A 22235-nucleotide genomic window follows, 5' to 3' on the forward strand; every position below is an offset into this window, starting at 1 on the left:
AACAATAAAAATATTCAGGTGCCTATATCGGCGGTGTCCACCTCTTCCCATTCCGAACAGAGAAGTTAAGCCCGCCAGAGCCGATGGTACTGCGGTAACACGTGGGAGAGTAGGTCGGCGCCAAACCCTACAAATCCAAGCCCCTCTTGCAAAATATGCATCAGGGGCTTTTTGCGTCTTGGGGAGGGTTGATTATCCTTTTCAGAATCTTCTCAAACCATTCCCTTTTGTTCACCTATCGCCCGAAGGCGTTAGCTTCCCTTTCCGAAAAGCTTATTTCGGAAAGTCCCATTAATCAAGTGCTGTTGTGTTTTGGTTGTCCTAATAATCTATATACATCTCCATTTCTTTGCCTTTGGCATTTACGGATTTGATGAAAACGTTTTAGATTATCGCAGAATGAGGCTTCTCTTTTCCTTGATGAATTGTGACTACAGGTAATATCTTTCTGATATTATTAAAACATTCGGTCGTCATTTCAGTCGCCTTTACTCCGGATGTAACCAATTGACGCCTTATAAGTTGATTTAAGTTTTTGATTGTTTTTAAGTGACTGTAAAGAAAGCAAGTAAAATCTTATTATACTACCATATTGCTGATACTTCATATCTCAGGAAAAGCTAAAGCAGAGCTATTAAGACTCGAATAATGTGTCAAACAGAATGGTATAAAAGCCGCATACGCTAAGAATCGATCAGCTACAGCTGAATGATTTATCCAGGGGTTTAAGTAATTGGTTGAAAAGCTAAAGTGAACTATCGTCACACCTGCTTTAATATCGTATGTGCTCCTGGGTAATGCAACAAAGATGTTGTCTATTTGCAAATAAGGTCGGTTTTTGCCGTTAATCTGAATCTTTTTCGGGTAAGGTTAAGTAAAGTTTTCTACGACCATAATTAATCACTGCCTGATACTGCATCAATATGTCGCCGCCCAGAACACCCAACACCTGAGGGTGATTCAGTTGAGAATACGCATCGTTAATACTCGATAGGTCAAGTACGGCCGCCTCAAATTGTGTCATGTATAGTTTCCCTATTTTAAAATCAGGCACTATGGCTGTAAAAGATTGCATGGAAGTGGTACCCAACCCGGCCGATAGCTTTTCTGTAGCCACAACCTCAACAGGGCTTTCGGCTTGTAAAAGCATATGATGATCGAATACAGTTTTTGAAGCCCCGGTATCAACCACAACATTAAACTGCGTATTGCAAACGGTTACTTTTACAAGGATATGAACGCCGTCATCGTGCAGATCGATTAGCTGGAGGGGGATACTGATTTTCATGAAAGGGTAAAGTTAGTAAAACTATGCTTGGATATTAAAAACAAAGCCCTCTCCGGAGTAGGAGAGGGCTTTTATATGATCGTTATAATGACTGATTAGAATGGATAACCGATAGCTAAGTTGAAAACCATTTTATCGTAATTCACGTTCGGGTTGCTTGCGGTAAATGGTTTCAGTACAGGGAAACCAAAGTCGGTACGCAGTACCAGCACGCTGGCATCAAAACGTAAACCGAAACCAACGTCGGCAGCAATCTGGCTCAAGAAGTTAGGGCCAAAGGTACCGCCTGCCTGATGCGGTTTGGCATTCCAGATGTTACCGGCATCGGCAAACAAAGCACCATACACGATGCTGAATAAATGCGGACGGTATTCCAAACTTGCTTCCAGCTTTATATCGCCCGATTGGTCGGCAATGAAGCCATTGTTGGTAGTGATATACTGCGATGGGTCAACACCACCCGGACCTATTGAACGTGCCCGGAAACCTCTTAAACTGTTAGCTCCACCAATAAAGAACTGCTGGCTGTAAGGCAGTATGGTAGAGTTACCATAAGGTAAACCTGCACTGGCAATAAACTTCGCTGCTATCTGGCTTTTCAGGCCAACTTTATGAAAATAACGGATCTCGTTCTCCAGTTTTATATACTGGTTAAAGTTGCTGCCGAACAGTTTTTTAGATTTACCTGCCAAAGTATCGGCGCCCATTATTAAACCCGAAATAATGCCCGAGGTGCTTATACGGCCATTGTAATAAATCGTGTTGGTACGGTAAGTTTCGGTAGTGTTAGTATAGGTATAGCTATAGCTTGGGCCGATGGTAAACTGAGGGTCAATAACGTGTTTTAAAGTAGGGTTACGGGTAACCTCAATGTTATTGGTATAAGCCGTGTCTACGCTTGCAGGTTTTACATAAGTAACGTTAATCAGGTTCAACTCATGCGATTTGTGTACGCTTTGTTTCCACTGATAACCAAATGAACCGTTAAAAGAGTTCAGGTTATACAGGCCGCTACGGTTCACAATTGAGTAACCTACTGATAAGTTGGTACGTGGTATGTAAGCGTTGTCGGCCTTAAAATTGAACGGACTGATAAAGCGAGGCCATGATAGGGTGGTTTGAATACCTACTTGAGACAACGCATGACCACCACCAAACTGGCCGGATATCTGGCCGTCGGTACTACCAAACAAAGTAACGGTTAAAGCTTCGGCACCTTTAAAAGCGTTGCGGTTGCGCCAGTTGATATTTACCTGCGTACCGTTGTAGTTAGCCGAAGTTGTACGGCCTAATACGTCAAACGATAAAGACTTACGTGGATACTGGGTCAGGAAATAAAATGCATTCAGTTTAGCTGAATCGGCAGTGGATACATCATCAAAGCGGTTACGCACAAACTTGAACGGACCTAACTCAATAAAACGGTTCAGAGAGTTGTTGTGATCTGTACGGTTATAAACCTCACCGGGGTGCAGCAAAATAGTGTTCTTAAACACAAACGGCCTCACCGTATGGCGACGGTCAATCACATGGTACCAACGGTATTTTTCGGCCGAATCCAGTTTTAAAGCGGTGTCGCGCAGGGAATAACGTGGATAAACATAGATGTCTTTTATTGAGTAAACACGGCGGGCACGGTCGCTTACATCATCTTTTACTTTTACGTAAGCATCAACCTGATGGCCTGCAATGGTACTATCAATACGTACAATCAGGTTTTCGGGAGCAAAGTAATAAAAGCCTTTTTCTTTCAAGCGGGCGTCAATGCGCACACGTTCAGCTTTGATCGCATCCAGGTTATACTGATCGCCTTTTTTCAATACAGAACGGGCTGATGTGGCTGCTATGGCAGTGTCTAAAACATCTTTACTGGTAGGGAAGATGATATTACGGTATTTGTAAGATGGCCCGGTGGTAACTGTGTATACAGCCTTAGCCACTTTCTTTTTACCTACTGTATCGCCGGTTACCTGCGCCTGGAAATAGCTGCGGTTTTGTAAACGGTTTTGCAGAATTGAACTGTTTTGAGTGAGGTCAACAGCGCTTACCAGAACAGGCGGTTCGCCAAATTTAGTGTTAAGCCAGTGTTTTAAACCTTTGGTTTTGGTCGTGCGGGTTTTTTGATAAACCCATAGCTTAAAACGGAAAGGCCCAATTTTACCGTTCGGTTTTGGTCGCAGCAAAGCCTGCAGATCACTCTTCAGCAGGCTTTTTTCATTTTTAGGAAGGTCTTTGTCAGTAATATCTATTTCGCCTCCTGTGTACAACTTTTGCCCGGCGGGCAAATCTTTAGTTGTACTACAGGCCGAAATAAAAGTAGCAAGAATTAATAATTGCGCTAAATTTTTATTCATTGGTTTAGTGTGAATCGTCTGTGGTTTGCTTAGGCTCCTCAGCCGGTTGGTTTTGTTCTTTATCTTTTTGTTCCTGTTGTTGTTTTTTCTCTTTTTCTTCTTGCTTTTTCTGACGTAATAAAGCTTTGTCTTCGCGGCTGTTTTTCGAGAAGATCTCTTTAAAGCGGTTATAATCTACGTTTAATGAGAAGCCTACCCCTGTTTCAATTACCTGGCCTTGAATTACGATGTACTGATCGCGACGATAAGCACGCAGCATGTAGCGGCCATCCTTGGTCAAGCGGTAATTCAGGTTTACGTTACCAGCAATCGTGCTTGATCTTTGTCCTGGCTGCTGCCTGCCTTCCAATTGGAAGTTGTTACCCACGGTAACGGTTAGCCTGTCGTTCAGGAATCGTTTGGATAAACCCACATTAAGGTCGGTTCGGTTTTGTTCCGTACCGGTTGAGTAGTCTTGGCCCGATTGTAAGTCAAAGTTCAAATCTACACCGCCAATAAAGTCACCGGCAAGTTTATTTAACTGATTAGATAATAAACCGCTCACACTATTACGCACGGCACCTTCTACACCGGCACTTCCACCCTGGCTTTGCAGCGGGTTATCGCCAATAAAGTGGCCTAATACCAGCACACCCAGTACTTGTTTATTCAGCTCGTTAGGGTCACGTTTAATCTGATCCAGACGGGTGTTCACATTATTAACCACATCTTGCGGTACGGTATAATTGCTATCCGGTAATACGATATCGAAACCGATTTTAGGAGTCAGTAACTGGTCGGTTAAGTTCAGGTTGATATAGAACGGCAGCTTTTGTTTGTAAACGGTACGTTGTGCGTCTGTTCCAGCCAACTGATCATCAACCAGGTCGATAGGAGGTACGTTGGCAATATAAAACGCAGTTAAGTTGATGTTGGCGCTGGTTGGGTCGCCGGTCCAAACAATTGTACTACCTTTTTTGAACTGGAACAGGCGGTTAACCGGTCCGTAAGATAATTGGTAAGAACCTTCGTTAATTGTATAAGTACCGGTGAGGTTGATTTTGCCGCTTGGGTCAATACCTGCTTCCAGTTGCGCATCGCCTTTAATATGCACCACATCGCCGTTACGCTCATCAATCACAATGTTAAAGTTAGCGTTTTTGCTCACCTTTAAGGTTGCGGTAACGTCCATACCATTAATGTCTGATTTGCGCAGCGAATCCAGTTGTTTGGCCAGTAAAATAGAGTCGAGCTTTGGTGCGTCGGCGTCAATAAATTCCACTACGCCTTTACGGTCTTCAATGCTTGGATCGGTGGTAGGCAGCACAAAGGTCATGTCGGTTTTGTCGTTCACGGTAAGGGAAGCATCAACCACTGGCTTATTCATATCCCCGCGTATTTTGATGCGGCTATCGATGTACAGCTTGCCGTAGAAAAGCTTGTTATCGGCACGTGTTGAGTTTACCGCACGGAAATCATCCGTTCTGATATCCAGGCCAAACCTAAAGTCGGTAAATGTTTTAGTATAAACTCCGCCACTGATGATGGCTTTATTGCCGGTCGAATCTACCAACGTAAAATCATTGAACATCACACCCTCATCATTAAAGCTAATTCGCTCATCAGGCATGGTGAAGTAAGAGTTCAGCATGGATACATTGAAGCCAACCTGGTTAAAGTTTACATCGCCCCGAACCTGTGGTGTTGATGTGGTACCACTAATTTTAAGCTGACCTGTGATATTACCTTTTGCATTACGAATATTACCAAAGCTAAAACCTTCAATACTCTTCATGCTTAGGTTGGCAATGTCCAACGTCATGTCCATACGGCCTGCCGGGGTGCCGGTGTAATACAAGCCGGTGAGATTAACCTGGTTACCTTTCCCCGTGATCCGTACATCGGCAGCATAAGCATTGGCTGTCTGGTTGTTCACTTTTACAGCAATGTTACCTACGGTATCGCCTTTAAAACTAAAGTCGCCAATATTCATATCGGCTATAAAAACAGGTGATGCCTGCAGGTTGCTCACATCGGCACGGCCGTTAATGGTACCGCCTACCAACAGCGAATCTTGCTGTGCCAAACGGGTTAGCGTTTCAATATGAAAGTTGGTGAACTGTACATTGACTGGCGCATTGGGCTGTTGTGGTGTGCTGTTTACGCTTAGTATCTGGTTATTGTTGCTGATGGTAAAATCGCGCGCCATGATACCGCGGCTACCAAACTGCAGGGCATTATTCTGGTTAACGGCCCAGGTCATGTAATCGAGCAATAAGCCGTTTTGTAAAAAGCTGAACTGGTAAGCACCCGGCAGTACACTAAATATACCGGCTATACGGTAGCGTTCTTTTTGTGAAGCATCGCGTATTTGCAAACTCAGGTTCAATTTATCATTCTGGGCATTACCGGTTATGCTTGGGTACAGCAGTTTTAAGCTACTGCCGGCTTGTATCTGGTCAAAGGTTAAGCCGTAATTTAATGCATTGTTCTGGGTATTGATGTTCAGTTTACCATTGCTTACTACGTTAGTGCCGTATACGATACGCGGCATGGTACCATTCACCAGTAATTCGCCTGTTTGGCTGTTGAACCTGCCGTTAATCAATATCGGATCCAACTGTTTCAAATCGGGTGCAAACTGTGTAACCAGCGGCGTTTTTACCAGTCGCAGGTCAAAGTTGAATTGCTGTGCCGGATAAGCGCTGCGCGCAGTAGTTTTAGCCGTACGGGTAGCTGGTGCACCACTGGCTAAAGCCATGTTAAAATATTTATTGATGTTATCCTGTAAAGCAGTACCAATTTGCGTAAGCTGATACTTACCGTCCAAATGTGCATTCAGGAAAGGTGTATGCAAACGCAGGCTGCTGCTATCGGCATTGGCGGTAGACACGGCACTTATGGTATCAATCTGAATCCGCTGGCCTTTATTTAACAGAATCATATCCGTTAGCATTACGCTACCGTTCAGATAATCCGGGTCGGCAGTTGGCAGGTTGGCAACCAGCTTGCCGTGAAAGCGCATATCGTCTTTTACAAAATGCAGTTTTTGCAGGTTCACGCTATCCACCAGTACCGTTGCCTTAACAGATGGATATTTTTTATTCATGTTAGCCTTGGCATCCAAACTAAAGTTAATGTTCGGATCGCGCATACGGGCAGTGGCCACGTAAGCGCCATTGCGGGCACTACCTTTGGCAGCCAGGTTGCGGTAGGTATAACCTTGCACCTGTGCACTGATTACATTGGCCGCAAACTGCAAGTTCAGATTTTTAGGATCGGCACCTGCACCTTTAATGTCGGCAGTAAGCGTTAAGCGACCTACCGTTTTAGGTTGTTTGGTTAACGCACCTACATTCAGGTTATTTACTTTGGCTTTGGCATTGTAGGCAATGCGTTTCATATCCATGGCATTACGTACGTTTGCTGTAACATCAGCAGCACCATAGCTTGAACGGAGGTTGAGGCGGGTATCAAAGGCCTGCATACCGCCTTTAAAATTGCCTTTCAGGTTTATGTTTTCCGGGATACTCACCGTGGCCGGAATGGTACCTCGGGGTGCCAGGCGGTAAATATCACCGCGACTGGTATTAAAGTCGGCAATGTTTACATCAAAATAGGCCTTATTTACATCAGGCAGGCCTTTTAGCGTAGCCGATGTTTTAATATGGGTATTTGATAACCCGGTAAGCTCAAAATTATTGATGCGTAAGTTATTCACCTGTCCAATCACCCGGCCGTTGATTCGTATTACCGAACCCGGCGAGCTTTTAAAGGGCTCCATAGAGGCCATCGTAGGCATTAACAGTAAAACATCGCGCAAGCCCAAACGGCTGCCATCTAAATTGGCATTAATGCTCAGGCGGCCTATATCTTTTGTAATGGCATCTATAGAAGGGTAAGCCACTTCTACATTGCGTTGTAATACGGTTTGCGGAGTAGCAATATATAAATCTTTCAGGGATGCATTTTTAGGGCCGTAAAAGAATGCTGTACGGGCCTCTTTCAGGTTAAAGCCGCTTTTATCGCTAAAGGCAATCTGGTTAATTTTACCCGAGGTACTATCTGTACTGTAGTTCAGGTTCTCGATATCAACAGTCAGCCCGTGAATGTCCATGTGACCGAAATCCAGACCGCGGCGTAGCGGAGCCTGTGCGTTGTTGTCGAACTTAATATCGTTGTTGGCTAAGCTAAGCTTACCTAAAGTCACTGCCCAGCCCTTGTTGCTTTGCGGTGGGGTAATCAGGGTATCTAACCTCTTTGCTGTCTTTTCAACTGCTTTTTGTACGGTTTCCGGCTTAGCTAAGGTTAGGCCTGCGCGCGTATCATTCAGTTCAATACTTTTAATGCCTACTTTCTGATTCTTGAGATCGATAGCATCCATCTCTACCAAAAACTTACCCAGGTTTACCTTGCTCTGCATCTCTTTGGTGCGGTAATCCACGTTGATCTTAGATACGTCTATAGTACCCAGGTTCAAGGTCATGTTCATGGGTTGGGTAGCGGTATCAACAGTTGCAGCCTCGGCAATGGATGAGCCAACCGGCGTTTGGATAATGCGTGCATTCACATCCGAAAGGTTTATTTTCGGGATAGTGAACTTCATTTTATCCATGTCAAAATCTTTGATGCGGGTATCAAAGTGGCCAAGCAAAAATTTAACATCATTGCCTGTGATAACATCTTTATAAGTAACGTTAATACGATCAAGGATAATCTTATCCAGCGAAAACTTCATGGTTGAAGTGGTATCGGTAGGCTTCGGTTCCTTTTTTTGTTCGCCGGCAAAGGCTCTAATAATGTAATCGAAGTTAAAAGTGCTGTCGGCACCACGGCTTACTTTGGCAGTAATGCCTTGCAGGTTAATTTCATTTACCTCAACTTTACTGTCAAGCAGTTTTAGCAAACTGATGTCAACTTTTAGTTTGTCGCCGGCAATTAAGGTGTCGCGTTTCTGGTCTTCAAAGTAAACATCTTCTAATACCAGTAGTTTAGGCAGGCCGAGAGTAATGTGGCCAATTTCGACTTTGGTGTGTATTTTTCCTTCTAAAAAGTTTACCGCTTTATTTTTAGCAAACTGTTGTACGGCGGGAACTTGTATCAAAACGAATACAAGTAGCACCAGAAAAATGACACTCGCAATTATCCAAAGTATGGTTTTTAAAGCTATACGTCCAAATTTTTCCAATTTATGTAAGTTTTCGCAGGGTGAAGAATAGAGTTGTATTTGATATATACAAACCGTGTGCCTCCGGCTTGTCAAGGGCGATTAAATGCCGTTTGTAACTCAAAACTTACAAGTGCCCAAAATGTTTTCCTCTAACAATTGAGGTGTGGTGCATAAGGCCGGTTTGCAAGAATTAGCTGTCAGTTTTTGTAAAATATATAAACGCCTGATAACAAGACCGGCTCTTAAAAGAGCTGTGTAATATGACATAAATAAAAGTCTTGACTCTTGTTTCTTGCCTCATGGCTCTTTTCTTTTTCGTAAATTTGTAATGCTGAAACGGATTTAGATATGCCAGATTTTTCTCACTTACACGTACACACCCAGTTTTCTTTACTTGATGGCGCTGCCGATATTTCCAAGCTGTATAAAAAAGCAGCTTCGGATGGTATGAAGGCCCTCGCCATTACCGACCATGGCAACATGTTTGGTGTGTTTAAATTTGTGGCTGAGGCTGCCAAGCACAATGTAAAACCCATTGTAGGCTGCGAATTTTACGTGGTGGAAGACCGGCATAAAAAGCAATTCACTAAAGAGAAAAAGGACGTTCGTCATCACCAACTATTCCTGGCTAAAAATGCGGAGGGCTATCGTAATCTCATCAAACTTTGCTCATATGGATATATGGAAGGTTTGTACAGTAAGTGGCCCCGTATTGATAAGGAACTGATTTTAAAACATCATAAAGGTTTAATTGCTACCTCTTGCTGTATTGGTGCATCCGTACCACAGGCTATCCTTAAAAAAGGCGAGGAAGAGGCCGAGCAGGAATTTAAATGGTGGCTGGATATATTTGGTGAGGATTACTACATCGAGTTGCAGCGCCACGCAATTCCAGAGCAGGAGATTATTAATAATGTACTGCTTAAATTCGCTAAAAAGCATAACGTTAAAATCATCTGCTCTAATGATTCGCACTACGTGGATCAGCAAGATGCCAATGCGCATGATATTCTGCTGTGTGTAAACACCGGCGATATGCAAAGCACGCCTATTGCTACCGACGAGGAAGGTGGTAAAGGCTATCGATTTGGTTTTCCGAACGACCAGTTTTATTTCAAAACCCAGGCCGAAATGGGGCAGCTGTTTCATGACCTGCCCGAATCATTAGATAACACCAACGAAATTGTAGATAAGGTAGACGTGCTGAAGCTGAAGCGCGACATCATGCTGCCCAACTTCCCGATACCGCAGGAGTTTAAAATACACCAGGGTGCGGAGGCGGAGAACCTAAACCAGTGGGAGTACCTAAAACACTTAACTTTTACCGGCGCTAAAGAGCGGTATAAAGAAATTACGCCCGATGTGCAGGAGCGGCTCGATTTTGAGCTGTTTACTATCAAAACCATGGGGTTTGCAGGTTACTTCCTTATCGTATCGGACTTTATTAAAGCCGGGCGTGATCTGGGCGTGTTTATCGGGCCGGGCCGTGGTTCGGCAGCCGGCTCGGCTGTGGCCTATTGTATTGGTATCACCAATATCGATCCTATTAAATATAACTTGCTGTTCGAGAGGTTTTTGAATCCCGACCGTAAGTCGATGCCCGATATTGATACGGATTTTGACGATGCCGGCCGTCAGCGCGTAATTGATTACGTGGTAGATAAGTATGGCAAAAATCAGGTTGCGCAAATCATTACCTATGGTTCTATGGCTGCCCGTACCAGTATACAGGACGTGGGCCGTGTGTTGGATATGCCGCTATCGGAAGTGAATGCCATGAAAAAGCTGGTGCCCGATACATTAGGTATCACACTTAAACAGGCTATTGAACAGGTTCCCGAACTGCAAGACATTAAAAACGGTAGTGATCTGCGCGGTACCGTACTTCGCGAGGCCGAAAAGCTGGAAGGTTCGGTACGGAATACCGGCGTGCATGCCGCGGGTTTAATTATTGCACCGGATGACCTGACCAACATTGTACCGGTAGCTACCGCCAAGGACTCTGACCTGCTGGTAACCCAGTACGATGGCCGTGTAATTGAGGATGCTGGCGTTATTAAGATGGACTTTTTGGGTTTAAAAACCCTGACCATTATTAAGGATGCCTTGCGCATGATTAAGCAAAATCATGGCATCGAGATAGATATTGATTATATACCGCTCGACGATCAGAAAACGTACGAGCTATACCAGCGTGGCGATACCAACGGTACATTCCAGTTTGAAAGTGACGGTATGCAAATGTACCTGCGCGAACTAAAACCCGATAAGTTTGAGGATTTGATTGCCATGAACGCGCTTTACCGCCCGGGGCCGCTCGAGTACATCCCGAACTTTATCAAGCGTAAGCATGGTTTGGAACCTATCACCTACGATTTGGCTGATATGGAGGAGTACCTGGGAGAAACCTATGGTATTACCGTATATCAGGAACAGGTGATGCTTTTATCCCAAAAGCTGGCAGGCTTTAGTAAAGGCGATGCCGACGTGCTGCGTAAAGCAATGGGTAAAAAGCAAATTGAGGTACTGAACAAAATGGAGTCGCAGTTTGTGGAAGGCGCTACGGCTAAAGGCCACGCTAAAGACAAGCTGACCAAAATTTGGAACGACTGGAAAGCCTTTGCGCAGTACGCATTTAACAAATCGCATTCTACCTGTTATGCATTCGTAGCTTACCAAACGGCCTATCTAAAAGCTCATTATCCATCCGAATACATGGCTGCGGTGTTGAATAACCAGAACAGCATCGAGAAAATCTCTTTCTTTATGGAAGAAACCCGACGCATGGGTATCAATGTGCTTGGGCCCGATGTAAACGAATCGGATATGGCATTCTCTGTAAATAAGCAGGGGCATGTGCGTTTTGGTTTAACCGGTGTAAAAGGTGTTGGTGAAAAAGCAATAGAAAGTATTATTGACGAGCGCCGGGAGCGTGGTCCGTATAAATCGGTATATGATTTTGCGCAGCGCAGTAACCCGCGCAACGTAAATAAAAAAGCATACGAAAACTTAGTGTATAGCGGGGCTTTCGACAGTTTCGGACACAGGCGCGCTCAGTTTTTTGCCAAGACGGAAAATGGCTTGCTAACCGGTATTGAGCGCTTAACTAAGTATTCTAACGACTATCAAAATACCCAAAGCTCATCACAGGCTTCCTTATTTGGCAGTTCGGTAGCAGCTTATATTCCAGAGCCGGCCATGCCTGAGGTGGAAGAGTGGCCGCTGATTGAAAAGCTGAAGTACGAGAAGGATGTGATTGGTATTTACCTTACCGGTCACCCATTGGATAACTATAAGCTGGAGTTAGAGAAATACTGCCAGTGCAGGGTATCTGACTTAAAAATACTGGTTGCTATGCGTAGCGGTGAGGCGAAGGAAGATACTGTTGAACGCTTTAACCAGCTACGCCGGATGGGTGAGCTGAGCATAGGCGGATTAATGGCCAACGTACAGCATAAAATGACCAAAACGGGTAAGCCTTTTGGTACCTTTATATTAGAAGATTATAACGACTCTTATGAGTTTGCACTGTTTGGTGATGATTACATCAAGTTCCGCAATTTGCTGGGCGACGGTTATTTTGTTCAGCTAAAAGGTAATGTTGAGGAAAAGTACCGCCAGAAAGATAACTGGGATTTGCGCTTGTCGGCTATCAACCTGCTGTCAGAAATGCGCGATAAGTTTACCAAGTCGCTCACCGTTTGCCTGCACTTGCATAACCTGAATGAGCAGATGTTGCAAAGCCTGCAGCAAGTGGTAAACAAGAACAACGAAAAGTATGCTAACCGTAACTGCGCCCTGCGCTTTATGATTAAAGACAGCGAGGATAAATTATTTATCGACCTGCCGTCTAAAAACTTTAAAGTAAACCCGAGCGACGATTTGCTGGAAGAGATTTTAAATTTAACTAATGTGCCGCCGGTGCTGAAGTAATTCAACTGGTATTGTACCTGCTTTCATCAAATTTTAAACTTAATTATGGAAGCAGGTACAATAATAATCCAACCTGCTAATAAGTTATACCGAGTCTGGTACATCTTTAGGTGTGGCCAATCTACCCGCTCCCTGTAGGTTGTGTGGTAGCAGTAGCAGATAGCTTTCAGGCGATGGGGTGATTTTTTTTGTAGAAGTGCTTTGATACATGCTGCCCTGAAAGTAAGGGTTTTTGGATAACAGTAACCCGACGATCATCCAATAAAAAGCCATTACTGGTATGTATAGTATGGCCCCGTCAGACCATGACAGGATCAAATACATCAGCAAGCCATGAAATAAAGCCTTTTTTACCGGTGAATTCTTATAGCGAATCAGTTTGGTAACGTATAAAAATAGCGGCGTAAGCATAGCTGTCAAAAACAACAACAGTCCCACAACGCCAAATTCGGCCAGTACAGATATGTAAATGATTTCGGCAATGAGCCGGAACTTTTTGCTGCTGATCAGCTCAATTTTGTGGAGTGATGTGAATTGCGTAGTTCTGCCACCTAAGTTTTTATCGAACAAAAAGCTGGCGTCCGAATTCATGAAGGCAAGCATATAAAAAATACCTACACTCAGCACAACAACCGATACAGCCAGCATGCCAATGGTTTTAATATTGAGCTTTTTATTGAAAAGCCGCAGAACCTGAAACAGAATAATGCCTATCCAAACCGTGCGCGAGAGGGTTAAGATAAGGGATAGGTATACTACTGCTTTCTTCAAAATGTTCTTTTCAAGCTGGTCAAACAATGGTAAAAGCATCAGTACAGATATGCCGTAAATGTTGCCGTTGTTGTAGGTGGAAATCAGCTTGAACATAGACCCCCGGTTAATGTATTTGTTTTCCAGCTGGCCTACATCGTCGGCATTTACCGTTAGGTAAGGTATTTCAATAAACTGTTTGGTGTGCAGCTTAATGAAAAACAGGATAATGCCATAAGCGGCCACAAATAATATTGCATTTTTAATTACTCTAAAAGTATAATGCAAGTCAATCCGGTCTAAATATCCGCCTGTATTAAGCAAGAAAAACATAGGCATAAATATAAAGCTGGTAAGCAGCGCCATATAAAAGCCCGGATTAGCTATCCCATTAGACGGAAACACAACCAGGCAGTAAAGCTGAAATGGCACAATAGCGCCAAAAGCGATCATCCGGATTTTGGATATATTGATGCGGGGTGAAACCAACGTACGTATACAAATCAGAAAAAAAGTAATAGCAAGCAGCACGTACCCCCAAGTTATAGGTACTTCGTCTATCTTGAAACCACCCTTTGGAAAGGCGATTAAGAATAGTACAAGCAGGTAGATGTAGATTTTTTTGCCTAAGCTCACTTACATTACTGACTTTATTGCTCTCAATCTGATGGCTACTCCCTAAGTATATAATTGCTCTCTGCTAAAATTGCCTTGTTGATTAAAGAGCTAAAAATTTAACATGGATGTAATAAAAATAACTTTAGAATGATGTATTTATTGCTCTAAATTTATTGAACTGTATAACCAGCTAACAGACAAAATGTTAGAACAGGCCTGTTTTTTTACTCGGCTTAAAAATTTAACCTTAACGTTATACACAGATTAAGCCGGACTGGTATTTTGCATTAAAAGACAGGTTGATGGATAAAATACGGGTCGTTTTTTTTGCTGACGTTTTGGTTGAGAACTTTGATGGCGCTACACGCACCATGTTTCAGCTCATTAAGCGCATTCCACGCCATCGCTTCGAGTTTTTATTTGTGTGCGGTGCAGGGCCCGACAAGTTGTATAGCTTTGAGTGTCTACAGATTCCGGCTGTAAAGCTGCCGGCAAACATCACTTATAAGATAGCCTTACCGCAATTGGCCGCTCAAGAGTTATCTCAAAAGCTACAGGAATTTAAGCCGGATGTAGTTCATATCGCAACGCCATCTTTATTAGGCGCCTTTGCCATACAATTTGCTAATCAGCAGCGTTTGCCGGTTATATCCATTCACCATACCCATTACACGTTCTATGTGGATTATTATTCGAAATGGATGCCGTTCCTGATAGGTTGGGTAAAGCCTAAAGCAGCGGCTCTCAAAAAAGAGTTTTATGATCGCTGCAATATGTTGTATGTACCGGCTAAAAATACAGCGCAGCACCTACAGCAATTGGGTGTAAAGGCTACCCAAATCAAAATATGGAAACGTGGTGTAGATACTCTGCTGTTTTCGCCGCGTAAACGTAACCGGGGCTTAATGCAGTACCTTACCGGTAATAATAACCCTAATGTGTTATTTACAGGTCGCTTAACTTGCGAAAAAGATCTGGAAATATTGTTTAGTATTTATGATGACCTGCAGGATTGTGAAACGGCCTGTAACCTGATTATTGCAGGAGATGGAATAAACAGAAAGCTGTATCAGAAGCGTATGAAAAATGCCGTATTTACTGGTAAGCTGGAGCATAATTTACTGGCCGAACTTTACGCTTCGGTAGATGTGTTTGTGTCAACCGCTGTCTCCGAAAATGATGGCGATGCTGTGTTGGAAGCTATGGCCTCGGGGCTGCCTTGCGTAATTGCTGATGGAGGATGTGCTGCTGATTTGATTGAAGATGGTGTGAATGGCTTTAAATGCCAACCTAATAACGCAGCAGATTACCTGGAAAGGATCAATCTGCTGCTCGCTGATGATATGCTATATGATCGTATAAGGCGTAAGGCGCATAGTTATAGCAAGCAACTGGATTGGATGCAACTGGCCGAAGTTTATTTTGAAGATATCAGCCAGTTAGCAGCTGGCAGTGTGTGCACCGAAAGGTATGCTATGTTGTTTCTGCCCGGCAAAACCGGTTAGGGCACTTTGACTGGTAAAGTGAGGTCACATTGTCAGAGGTTTATTTAATTGAGCGCATCCCGTAATTAAATTGTCAGAATGTCACGCGGGCACTTGTGGCAAGCAATTTGATTATTATATATTTGTTAATACAAATTAAAAATAAAAATCATGGCTTTAGAAATTACCGATGCTAACTTTGAGGAGTTGGTATTAAAATCAGATAAACCAGTATTAGTTGACTTCTGGGCTGAATGGTGCGGTCCGTGTCGCATGGTTGGCCCTGTGGTTGAAGAACTTGCAAAAGAGTATGACGGTCAAGCCGTAGTAGGTAAAGTAAACGTGGATAACAATCCCGGTATTTCTATGAAGTTTGGTATTCGCAATATTCCTGCTTTATTGTTCTTTAAAGACGGACAAATTGTAGACAAACAAATTGGTGCAGTGCCAAAATCAGTGTTAGCTGATAAATTAGTTAAACAACTGGCTTAAGCATTCCATTAAATCAATATAAAAAAAGCGTTACTCTTAACAGTAACGCTTTTTTTATTACTTTAAACCGATGGCTGATTTAAATACCAATCAGGAAATAAGACAGCTGGCTAATTTAGAACTGCTGGCCAGACAGGTGGTTGAAGGTTTTATTACCGGCTTGCATCAAAGCCCTTTTCATGGCTTTTCTGTAGAGTTTGCAGAACACCGGTTGTACAACAGCGGCGAATCGGTTAAGAACATTGACTGGAAGCTGTTTGCCAAAACAGATAAATTATTCGTCAAGCAGTTTGAAGAAGAAACTAATTTACGCTGTTATCTGCTGCTGGATACCTCATCATCTATGAACTATCCGCAAAAGGGTCTGAGTAAGCTACAGTTTTCAGTTTATGCCATTGCCTCGCTGATGTATCTGTTCAAAAAGCAGCGCGATGCTTTCGGGTTGTGCCTGTTTTCAGATAGAGTGGATTGGCTAAGCCCAGCCCGTTCTACTACCAGCCACATGTTTTACTTGTTTGCCGAACTCGAAAAGGCATACCGTCAACCCCGCACAAATACCCAAACTAACCTGACGGATGTTATTCATCACATAGCCGAAGAAGTGCATCAGCGCTCCATGATTATCATTTTTAGTGATATGCTCGAAAATAGCCTGAGCGCCGAAAAGGCACAGGCTTTATTTGCTGCCCTACAGCACCTAAAGTACAATAAGCACGAGGTAATCCTATTTAATGTGAACGACCAGCAACACGAGGTTGATTTTGGCTTTGATAACCGTCCGCATCATTTTGTGGATATAGAAACCGGCGAAGAAATTAAAGTACATCCCAACCGTGTACGCGAAAGTTACCAGGCGGCTATGCAGCAATACCGTCACGATCTTACATTAAAGTGCGCACAATACCAAGTCGATTTAGTGGATGCTCATATCCATGCCGGTTATAATGAGTTGCTGAAAGCCTATCTGGTAAAACGAAATAAAATGATTTAGCAACAAACAGTTAATGGCGGTCTTGTAGTTTTACAAATAACAAAACTTAATATATTCTTAATTGTGTTGATAAGGCAAAATCAGCAATACAGAAAATGCAGATGCTAAACGGCTGTTACTTGTTAAGCAGGCCAGCCGTCCATTAATTGAACAACTATAAATTCTACTATGAGACTTTCTATCGAGCGTAAAGCTATTAGAGTAAATCCCGATGCTAAGCGTGTTATTGCCCGGTTCTTTTTTAATGGAAGCGAGCGGGCAAAAGGAGTAATTCAGCAGGTAATGGAGCTGGATGAAGATAAAGTTTTTGGCCTGATTTCTCCTTTGTTGCAGGAGTACTCAAGCCGCCACCGCAACATTACCCGTGTACTTAACCGTCATTGCAGCAAGCTGAGTGATGTGTTCAAAGAATTGAACATAGAATACGATGCACTGTCTACCTATCGCAAATTGTTGATCGGTTCCTATTTTACGCATGAGTATTCTATTGAATCGGCCGCGTTTTTTAACCCGTCAATTATAGACGATCCCGATCAAAACGATTTGGAGGACGGCGAGCGCCGTGTTATTATCAGTTTCAGGGCCGTAGGTGAGGGGCACATCTCATCTATCACCTTCCGCAGAGCATTGATAGATAAGAACAATGATATTACCGTATTACCGGCAGGTAACTATATTGATGAAGCCGAAATAGTACGCAACGCGGTTTATAATAAGCAGCTGTTTTTTGATAAGGCGATTACTACCCAAATAAATGTAGACGTATTGCGCGAGTTGGAAGGAAAGCTGGATGAACGATTTGAGTATACCACCTTACGCCGCTTGATAACCGATTCGCAGAAGTTACAGGAAAACGACTTGCTTAAACTGGAGTATGATAAAATACTTTGGCTGGCCGACTCTTATTATGAAATTGTTTTTTCGCTGGATACCGATATATCCGACCGGGTTATTTTCCCTATCTCGGAGTATGAGCGTAAAGGTATTGAGGATGCCCGTTTTGTAAAGTTTACCAATGATGACGGCAGCTCTGTATACTACGCCACCTATACTGCTTACGATGGTGCACTCATTATGCCTAAGCTGTTGCAAACCACCGATTTTATCAACTTCCGGATAATGCCATTGTATGGCGCAGGGGCACAAAATAAAAACCTGGCCCTGTTTCCACGCAAAATCAATGGCAAGTTTGCCATGATATCCCGCATTGATGGTTGGAACAACTATATCATGTATTCCGATAAAATCAATATATGGGAAAAGCCTGAACGGTTACAACAGCCGAAATTTCCCTGGGAGTTTGTACAGATTGGCAACTGTGGCTCGCCTATTGAAACGGAAGAAGGCTGGCTGGTAATTACCCACGGTGTTGGCCCGATGCGTAAATATGTACTGGGTGCAAGTTTGCTAAAACTGGATGACCCTGCTGTGGAGATTGGCCGTTTAAAAGAACCTTTGCTTTCTCCAAACAGTGATGAGCGTGAGGGCTATGTACCTAACGTTATTTATTCCTGCGGTTCATTTGTTCATAACGGGAAACTAATTATCCCATATGGCTTGTCCGATTATTCAACCTCATTTGCTGAAGTAGATCTAAAAACTTTGCTAAACAGATTGAAGGAAGATGGTTTATAGGCAAGAATAACACAAAGAAAAGGTCCGGCTAAGTAGCCGGACCTTTTCTTTTATAAAAAAGCAAATATTTACCTGTTTAATATCTGTTGATAAAGCGCATAATAATCATCCACCATCTTTTCTGTCGAAAATTGTGAGCTGGCCCATTGATGACATTCATTACGGGCGATGGTTGCAAGCTGGTTAACCGCTTCAACAGCTTCCTCCACATTGTGAACTAAAAAGCCGGTTTGTTGGTCTTTAATTAATTCCGGCATCGATCCGCGGTTGAATGCGATTACCGGTGTACCGCAAAGCATCGCCTCAGCTACACTCATGCCAAAAGGCTCGTTAAAGTTAATAGGGTGCAATAGTGCCGCTGCGTTACCTAATAGCTCGTTCCGTTGCTCGGGGCCGGCATGGCCAACATAAACGATTTGTTCACCGTCAATATAAGGTTCTACCTTTTCCCGGTAATAGTTTTCATCCTGAATAATACCCGCCATCAATAAACGGCGCTTGCTTTTACGCGCTATCTCAATGGCTTCGGCAGCGCCTTTGTCATGATGTATGCGGCCAAAGAATAGCAGGTAGTCATCCGGCTGATTATTGAATGCAAAGTCAGCCGTGTTTAGTCCATTATAAACCGTACCTGAGTAATCCAGTTCAGCATTACGGTCGGCATTACTGATGGATACATAGTGTGTGCCGGCATTATACTTTTTATACACAGGTATAATGCACGGCGATGAAAATCCATGTATGGTGGTAATAACCGGTGTAGCAATCAGCCCCGAATAAGTAAGCGGTAAAAAGTCGAAGTTGTTGTGTATCAAATCAAACTCCCCCGCCTTTTCCATTACGTTGCTGATGTGCAAACATTCCAACACTTTGGCATCCTGCGTGCGGTCTTCCTCATAACCGGTAGCACAAACGGCATCCAGCTTGCCTGCGGTAATAGAATCGCCGGTGGCAAACAGGGTTACATCAACACCCTTTTTTATAAGTCTTTCAGCAATGTTACTGGCTACCTGCTCCCAGGGCCCATAATGCCTGGGCGGCGTGCGCCAGGCAACCGGTGCTAATACGGCAACTTTCATTTAGCACACCTCACAGTTTTTCTTATCGTACTTTTTGTACTCATACTCCAGCTCAAAGGCTTTCAATACAGTAAGGTGCGATATTAGGTACGCCAAAGTACTTTCGGCACCTTGATTACGGTTAATACCGGTTGGCAGCAAGCCGTCGCAGCAGCCTTTGGTTTCATGATCGTAAAGCGGAGCACGTAAGGTATTCTCACCCAGGAACCATTTATAGCTCAGGAACATTTTTTCGATATATTCCGGCTCGCGCAGGGTATGGTAGGCCTGGAAGTACATCAGTACCATGGCCATGGTTTCAATAGCTTGCTGATCGAAAGTAGGGAAGGTGCCGCCACGGTAATACCAGCCATCATTACCTACGGGGCTTAAATAACCGTTAGATAGGGTAAGCTTGTCTAAGAATGACATGCTCTCCATGGCAATTCGTTTTACTTTCTCATCCCCGGTTATTTCGCATGAGTGCAATAAGGCTAACGGTAAAATGGCGTTATCGTACGTCATACCTTCTTCAAACCACTGCCAGTCAGGAGATGCAGTTTTTTCATAAGCTTCAACCAATGGGGTAGTTAACCTGATCAGTTCACTCACCATGCCATCGTCAGTCGGGTAAACTTTAAGATAATGGCATATACCAATAATGGTGTTAGCCATACCGCGAAGGTGAACCAGCGATTTAAAATGCCCGAACGAGCGATGGAATAACTCCAATGCAAACTCTCGGTAAGAGTTGCTGGCTGCACAGCCAATAAGGTAACCCAATGCCCATATCGTACGACCGAACGAATCTTCCGAACCGATATCATCCAGATACCGGCGGTCAAAGCTCAGGAAATTACGGAAGTTACCATCATCCGTTTGCATGTAGTGGATATAGCTTAAGTATACCGGCAGCAGTTCAAAAGCCTCATTGCTCTTGTTGCGCTGGTAAGCCATCAAGGCCATAATTAATGCCCGTGCATTGTCATCCAGGCAGTAACCCTCTTTCAGGTTCGGGATGCCGTATTTAGCATGTTGTACTATGCCCGTACCATCGGTAAGGCGCAGTACATGGGTAAGGCTAAAATTGGGCATAATTTCGGGGTCAACAATGCTGTTACGCAGTATCTTGTCCCTGAAATCGTGGCGCAGGCAGGCTTCCTGCGCTATCTGGATGTATTGTGCTCCTGTTTTAGGCCAGCGTAAATGCAAACCATATTCATAAGCATTTTTCTTGATCTGCGCTAATTCGGCTTCGTCGCCTAATAGTTCGTTTATCACATCAGCCAAAGCATCGCTGTCTTTAAAATCAAAAAGGCGGCCGCGGTTCTCATCCAGCAGTTCGGTAGCGTGCCAGTAGGGGGTTGAAACCACCGCCGAACCTGCACCTACGGCATACGATAAGGTACCACTGGTAATTTGCGCCTCGTTATGGTAAGGTGTAACATATAAGGTAGCCGCAGACAGGTAGTTCATCAATTCTTCTTCAGAAACGAATTTGTTGATGAAGGTTAAATGGTTAGATACCTTAAGTTGCGCAGCCAATGATTTTAAGTAATCACGGTACTCTTCGCCCGAGTGTTTCACTACGCCGGGGTGGGTGTTGCCCAGCACCACGTACATTACATCGGGGTGCTGGGCAACAATTTTAGGCAGGGCTTTTACTACGGTTTCCAGCCCTTTATTACGGCTTATTAAACCGAAGGTAAGCATTACGCGGCGATCTTTAAATGCGCTCAGGTTACGTAGCGGGTTCTCTTTTGGCGCTTCCAAATCCGGCACACCATGTTCTATGATCTGTATTTTCTCTGCCGGAATTTCATAAATTTCAGTCAGAAATTCTACCGCGCGTTTGCTCATCACCACAATTTTAGCCGATTGTTCGGCTATTTCACGGGTGATGATTTTTTGGATATAGCTGGGGTCTTTAAGTACGGTATGTAAAATAGAAATCAGCGGTTTTTCGAGGCGATTAAGTAAGGGCAATACATAAATGCCGCTTTCGCCACCATAAATCCCAAACTCGTGCTCCATAATGCACACATCCACATCGCTGGTATTGATGTAATTAGCCGCGTGGATATAATCTTTCTGGTGATCTTGCCTGATTATATATTTTACTTCTTCAGGATATTCGTACTCCTGCAAGTCTTTTGAATCGTTAACGGCAACCACATAGCCGCCTTGCAATAATGATTTCCGTTCAGGAAAGTTAGCATTTATTGCACGCATCAGGTTTTGATTAAACGTGGCAATTCCGCACTCGCGTGGGGGATAGGTTGAGATGTAGGCTACTTTCATATCTTTAAGCGTATCGTATTAAAAAATGTGCTGAGTGTACTGAAAATGCTATGTATACTTATGCGCCCCGGCTTCAGTATGACTTGAAAAGAGGGCAATTATATATAGCTGATAAGAAAAAAGGAGGCTAAACGCACAAATTTACCGCCCCGGTACTACTGCTTGCACAAATTATACCAATA

General features: G+C 43.6%; 11 protein-coding genes and 1 rRNA gene. 6 read left to right on the forward strand and 6 right to left on the reverse strand.

What is annotated here, in order from left to right; genetic code table 11:
* The first annotated feature begins 14 nt into the window (after positions 1-14).
* Positions 15-126: ribosomal RNA gene (rrf, locus tag KHS38_RS08915) — 5S ribosomal RNA — on the forward strand.
* A gap of 718 nt (positions 127-844) precedes the next feature.
* Here rrf and KHS38_RS08920 read toward each other — a convergent pair.
* From KHS38_RS08920 to KHS38_RS08930, 3 genes are all read right to left on the reverse strand, one after another.
* A complete protein-coding gene (locus KHS38_RS08920) occupies positions 845-1288 on the reverse strand; it encodes an aspartyl protease family protein (protein WP_213488220.1) in 444 nt (147 codons plus the stop codon).
* Between the two features lie 95 nt (positions 1289-1383).
* Entirely contained in the window at positions 1384-3642 is a 2259-nt protein-coding gene (tamL, locus tag KHS38_RS08925) for a translocation and assembly module lipoprotein TamL (protein ID WP_213488221.1), read from the reverse strand.
* Between the two features lie 4 nt (positions 3643-3646).
* A complete protein-coding gene (locus KHS38_RS08930) occupies positions 3647-8809 on the reverse strand; it encodes a translocation/assembly module TamB domain-containing protein (protein WP_213488222.1) in 5163 nt (1720 codons plus the stop codon).
* Positions 8810-9139: 330 nt separating this feature from the next.
* Here KHS38_RS08930 and dnaE point away from each other — a divergent pair, with 330 nt between their 5' ends.
* Positions 9140-12724, forward strand: a complete 3585-nt coding sequence (gene dnaE / locus KHS38_RS08935) for a DNA polymerase III subunit alpha (RefSeq protein WP_213488223.1) — start codon at positions 9140-9142, stop codon at positions 12722-12724.
* A gap of 84 nt (positions 12725-12808) precedes the next feature.
* Here the strand turns inward: dnaE and KHS38_RS08940 are convergent, their stop codons facing one another.
* Complete coding sequence (locus KHS38_RS08940; RefSeq protein ID WP_213488224.1) at positions 12809-14110, reverse strand: O-antigen ligase family protein; 1302 nt, start codon at positions 14108-14110, stop codon at positions 12809-12811.
* A gap of 284 nt (positions 14111-14394) precedes the next feature.
* Here KHS38_RS08940 and KHS38_RS08945 point away from each other — a divergent pair, with 284 nt between their 5' ends.
* The 4 genes from KHS38_RS08945 (at position 14395) to KHS38_RS08960 (ending at position 18694) form a co-directional block, all read left to right on the forward strand.
* Positions 14395-15597: a glycosyltransferase gene (locus tag KHS38_RS08945; protein ID WP_213488225.1), complete on the forward strand. Its 1203-nt coding sequence runs from the start codon at positions 14395-14397 to the stop codon at positions 15595-15597.
* Positions 15598-15747: 150 nt separating this feature from the next.
* Positions 15748-16068 (forward strand): thioredoxin, encoded by a 321-nt coding sequence (trxA, locus tag KHS38_RS08950; RefSeq protein WP_213488226.1) that lies wholly within the window; start codon positions 15748-15750, stop codon positions 16066-16068.
* A 70-nt stretch (positions 16069-16138) separates the two neighbouring features.
* Positions 16139-17059: a DUF58 domain-containing protein gene (locus KHS38_RS08955; protein ID WP_213488227.1), complete on the forward strand. Its 921-nt coding sequence runs from the start codon at positions 16139-16141 to the stop codon at positions 17057-17059.
* A gap of 168 nt (positions 17060-17227) precedes the next feature.
* Positions 17228-18694 (forward strand): glycoside hydrolase family 130 protein, encoded by a 1467-nt coding sequence (locus KHS38_RS08960; protein ID WP_213488228.1) that lies wholly within the window; start codon positions 17228-17230, stop codon positions 18692-18694.
* A 68-nt stretch (positions 18695-18762) separates the two neighbouring features.
* Here the strand turns inward: KHS38_RS08960 and KHS38_RS08965 are convergent, their stop codons facing one another.
* Positions 18763-19773 carry a glycosyltransferase family 4 protein gene (locus tag KHS38_RS08965; protein ID WP_213488229.1) on the reverse strand — a complete coding sequence of 337 codons (1011 nt, stop codon included), beginning with the start codon at positions 19771-19773 and terminating at the stop codon, positions 18763-18765.
* Positions 19774-22053 (reverse strand): glycosyltransferase family 4 protein, encoded by a 2280-nt coding sequence (locus KHS38_RS08970; RefSeq protein WP_213488230.1) that lies wholly within the window; start codon positions 22051-22053, stop codon positions 19774-19776.
* Between the last annotated feature and the right edge of the window lie 182 nt (positions 22054-22235).

It is taken from the genome of Mucilaginibacter sp. Bleaf8, from assembly GCF_018390515.1.
Taxonomy (GTDB): Bacteria; Bacteroidota; Bacteroidia; order Sphingobacteriales; family Sphingobacteriaceae; genus Mucilaginibacter.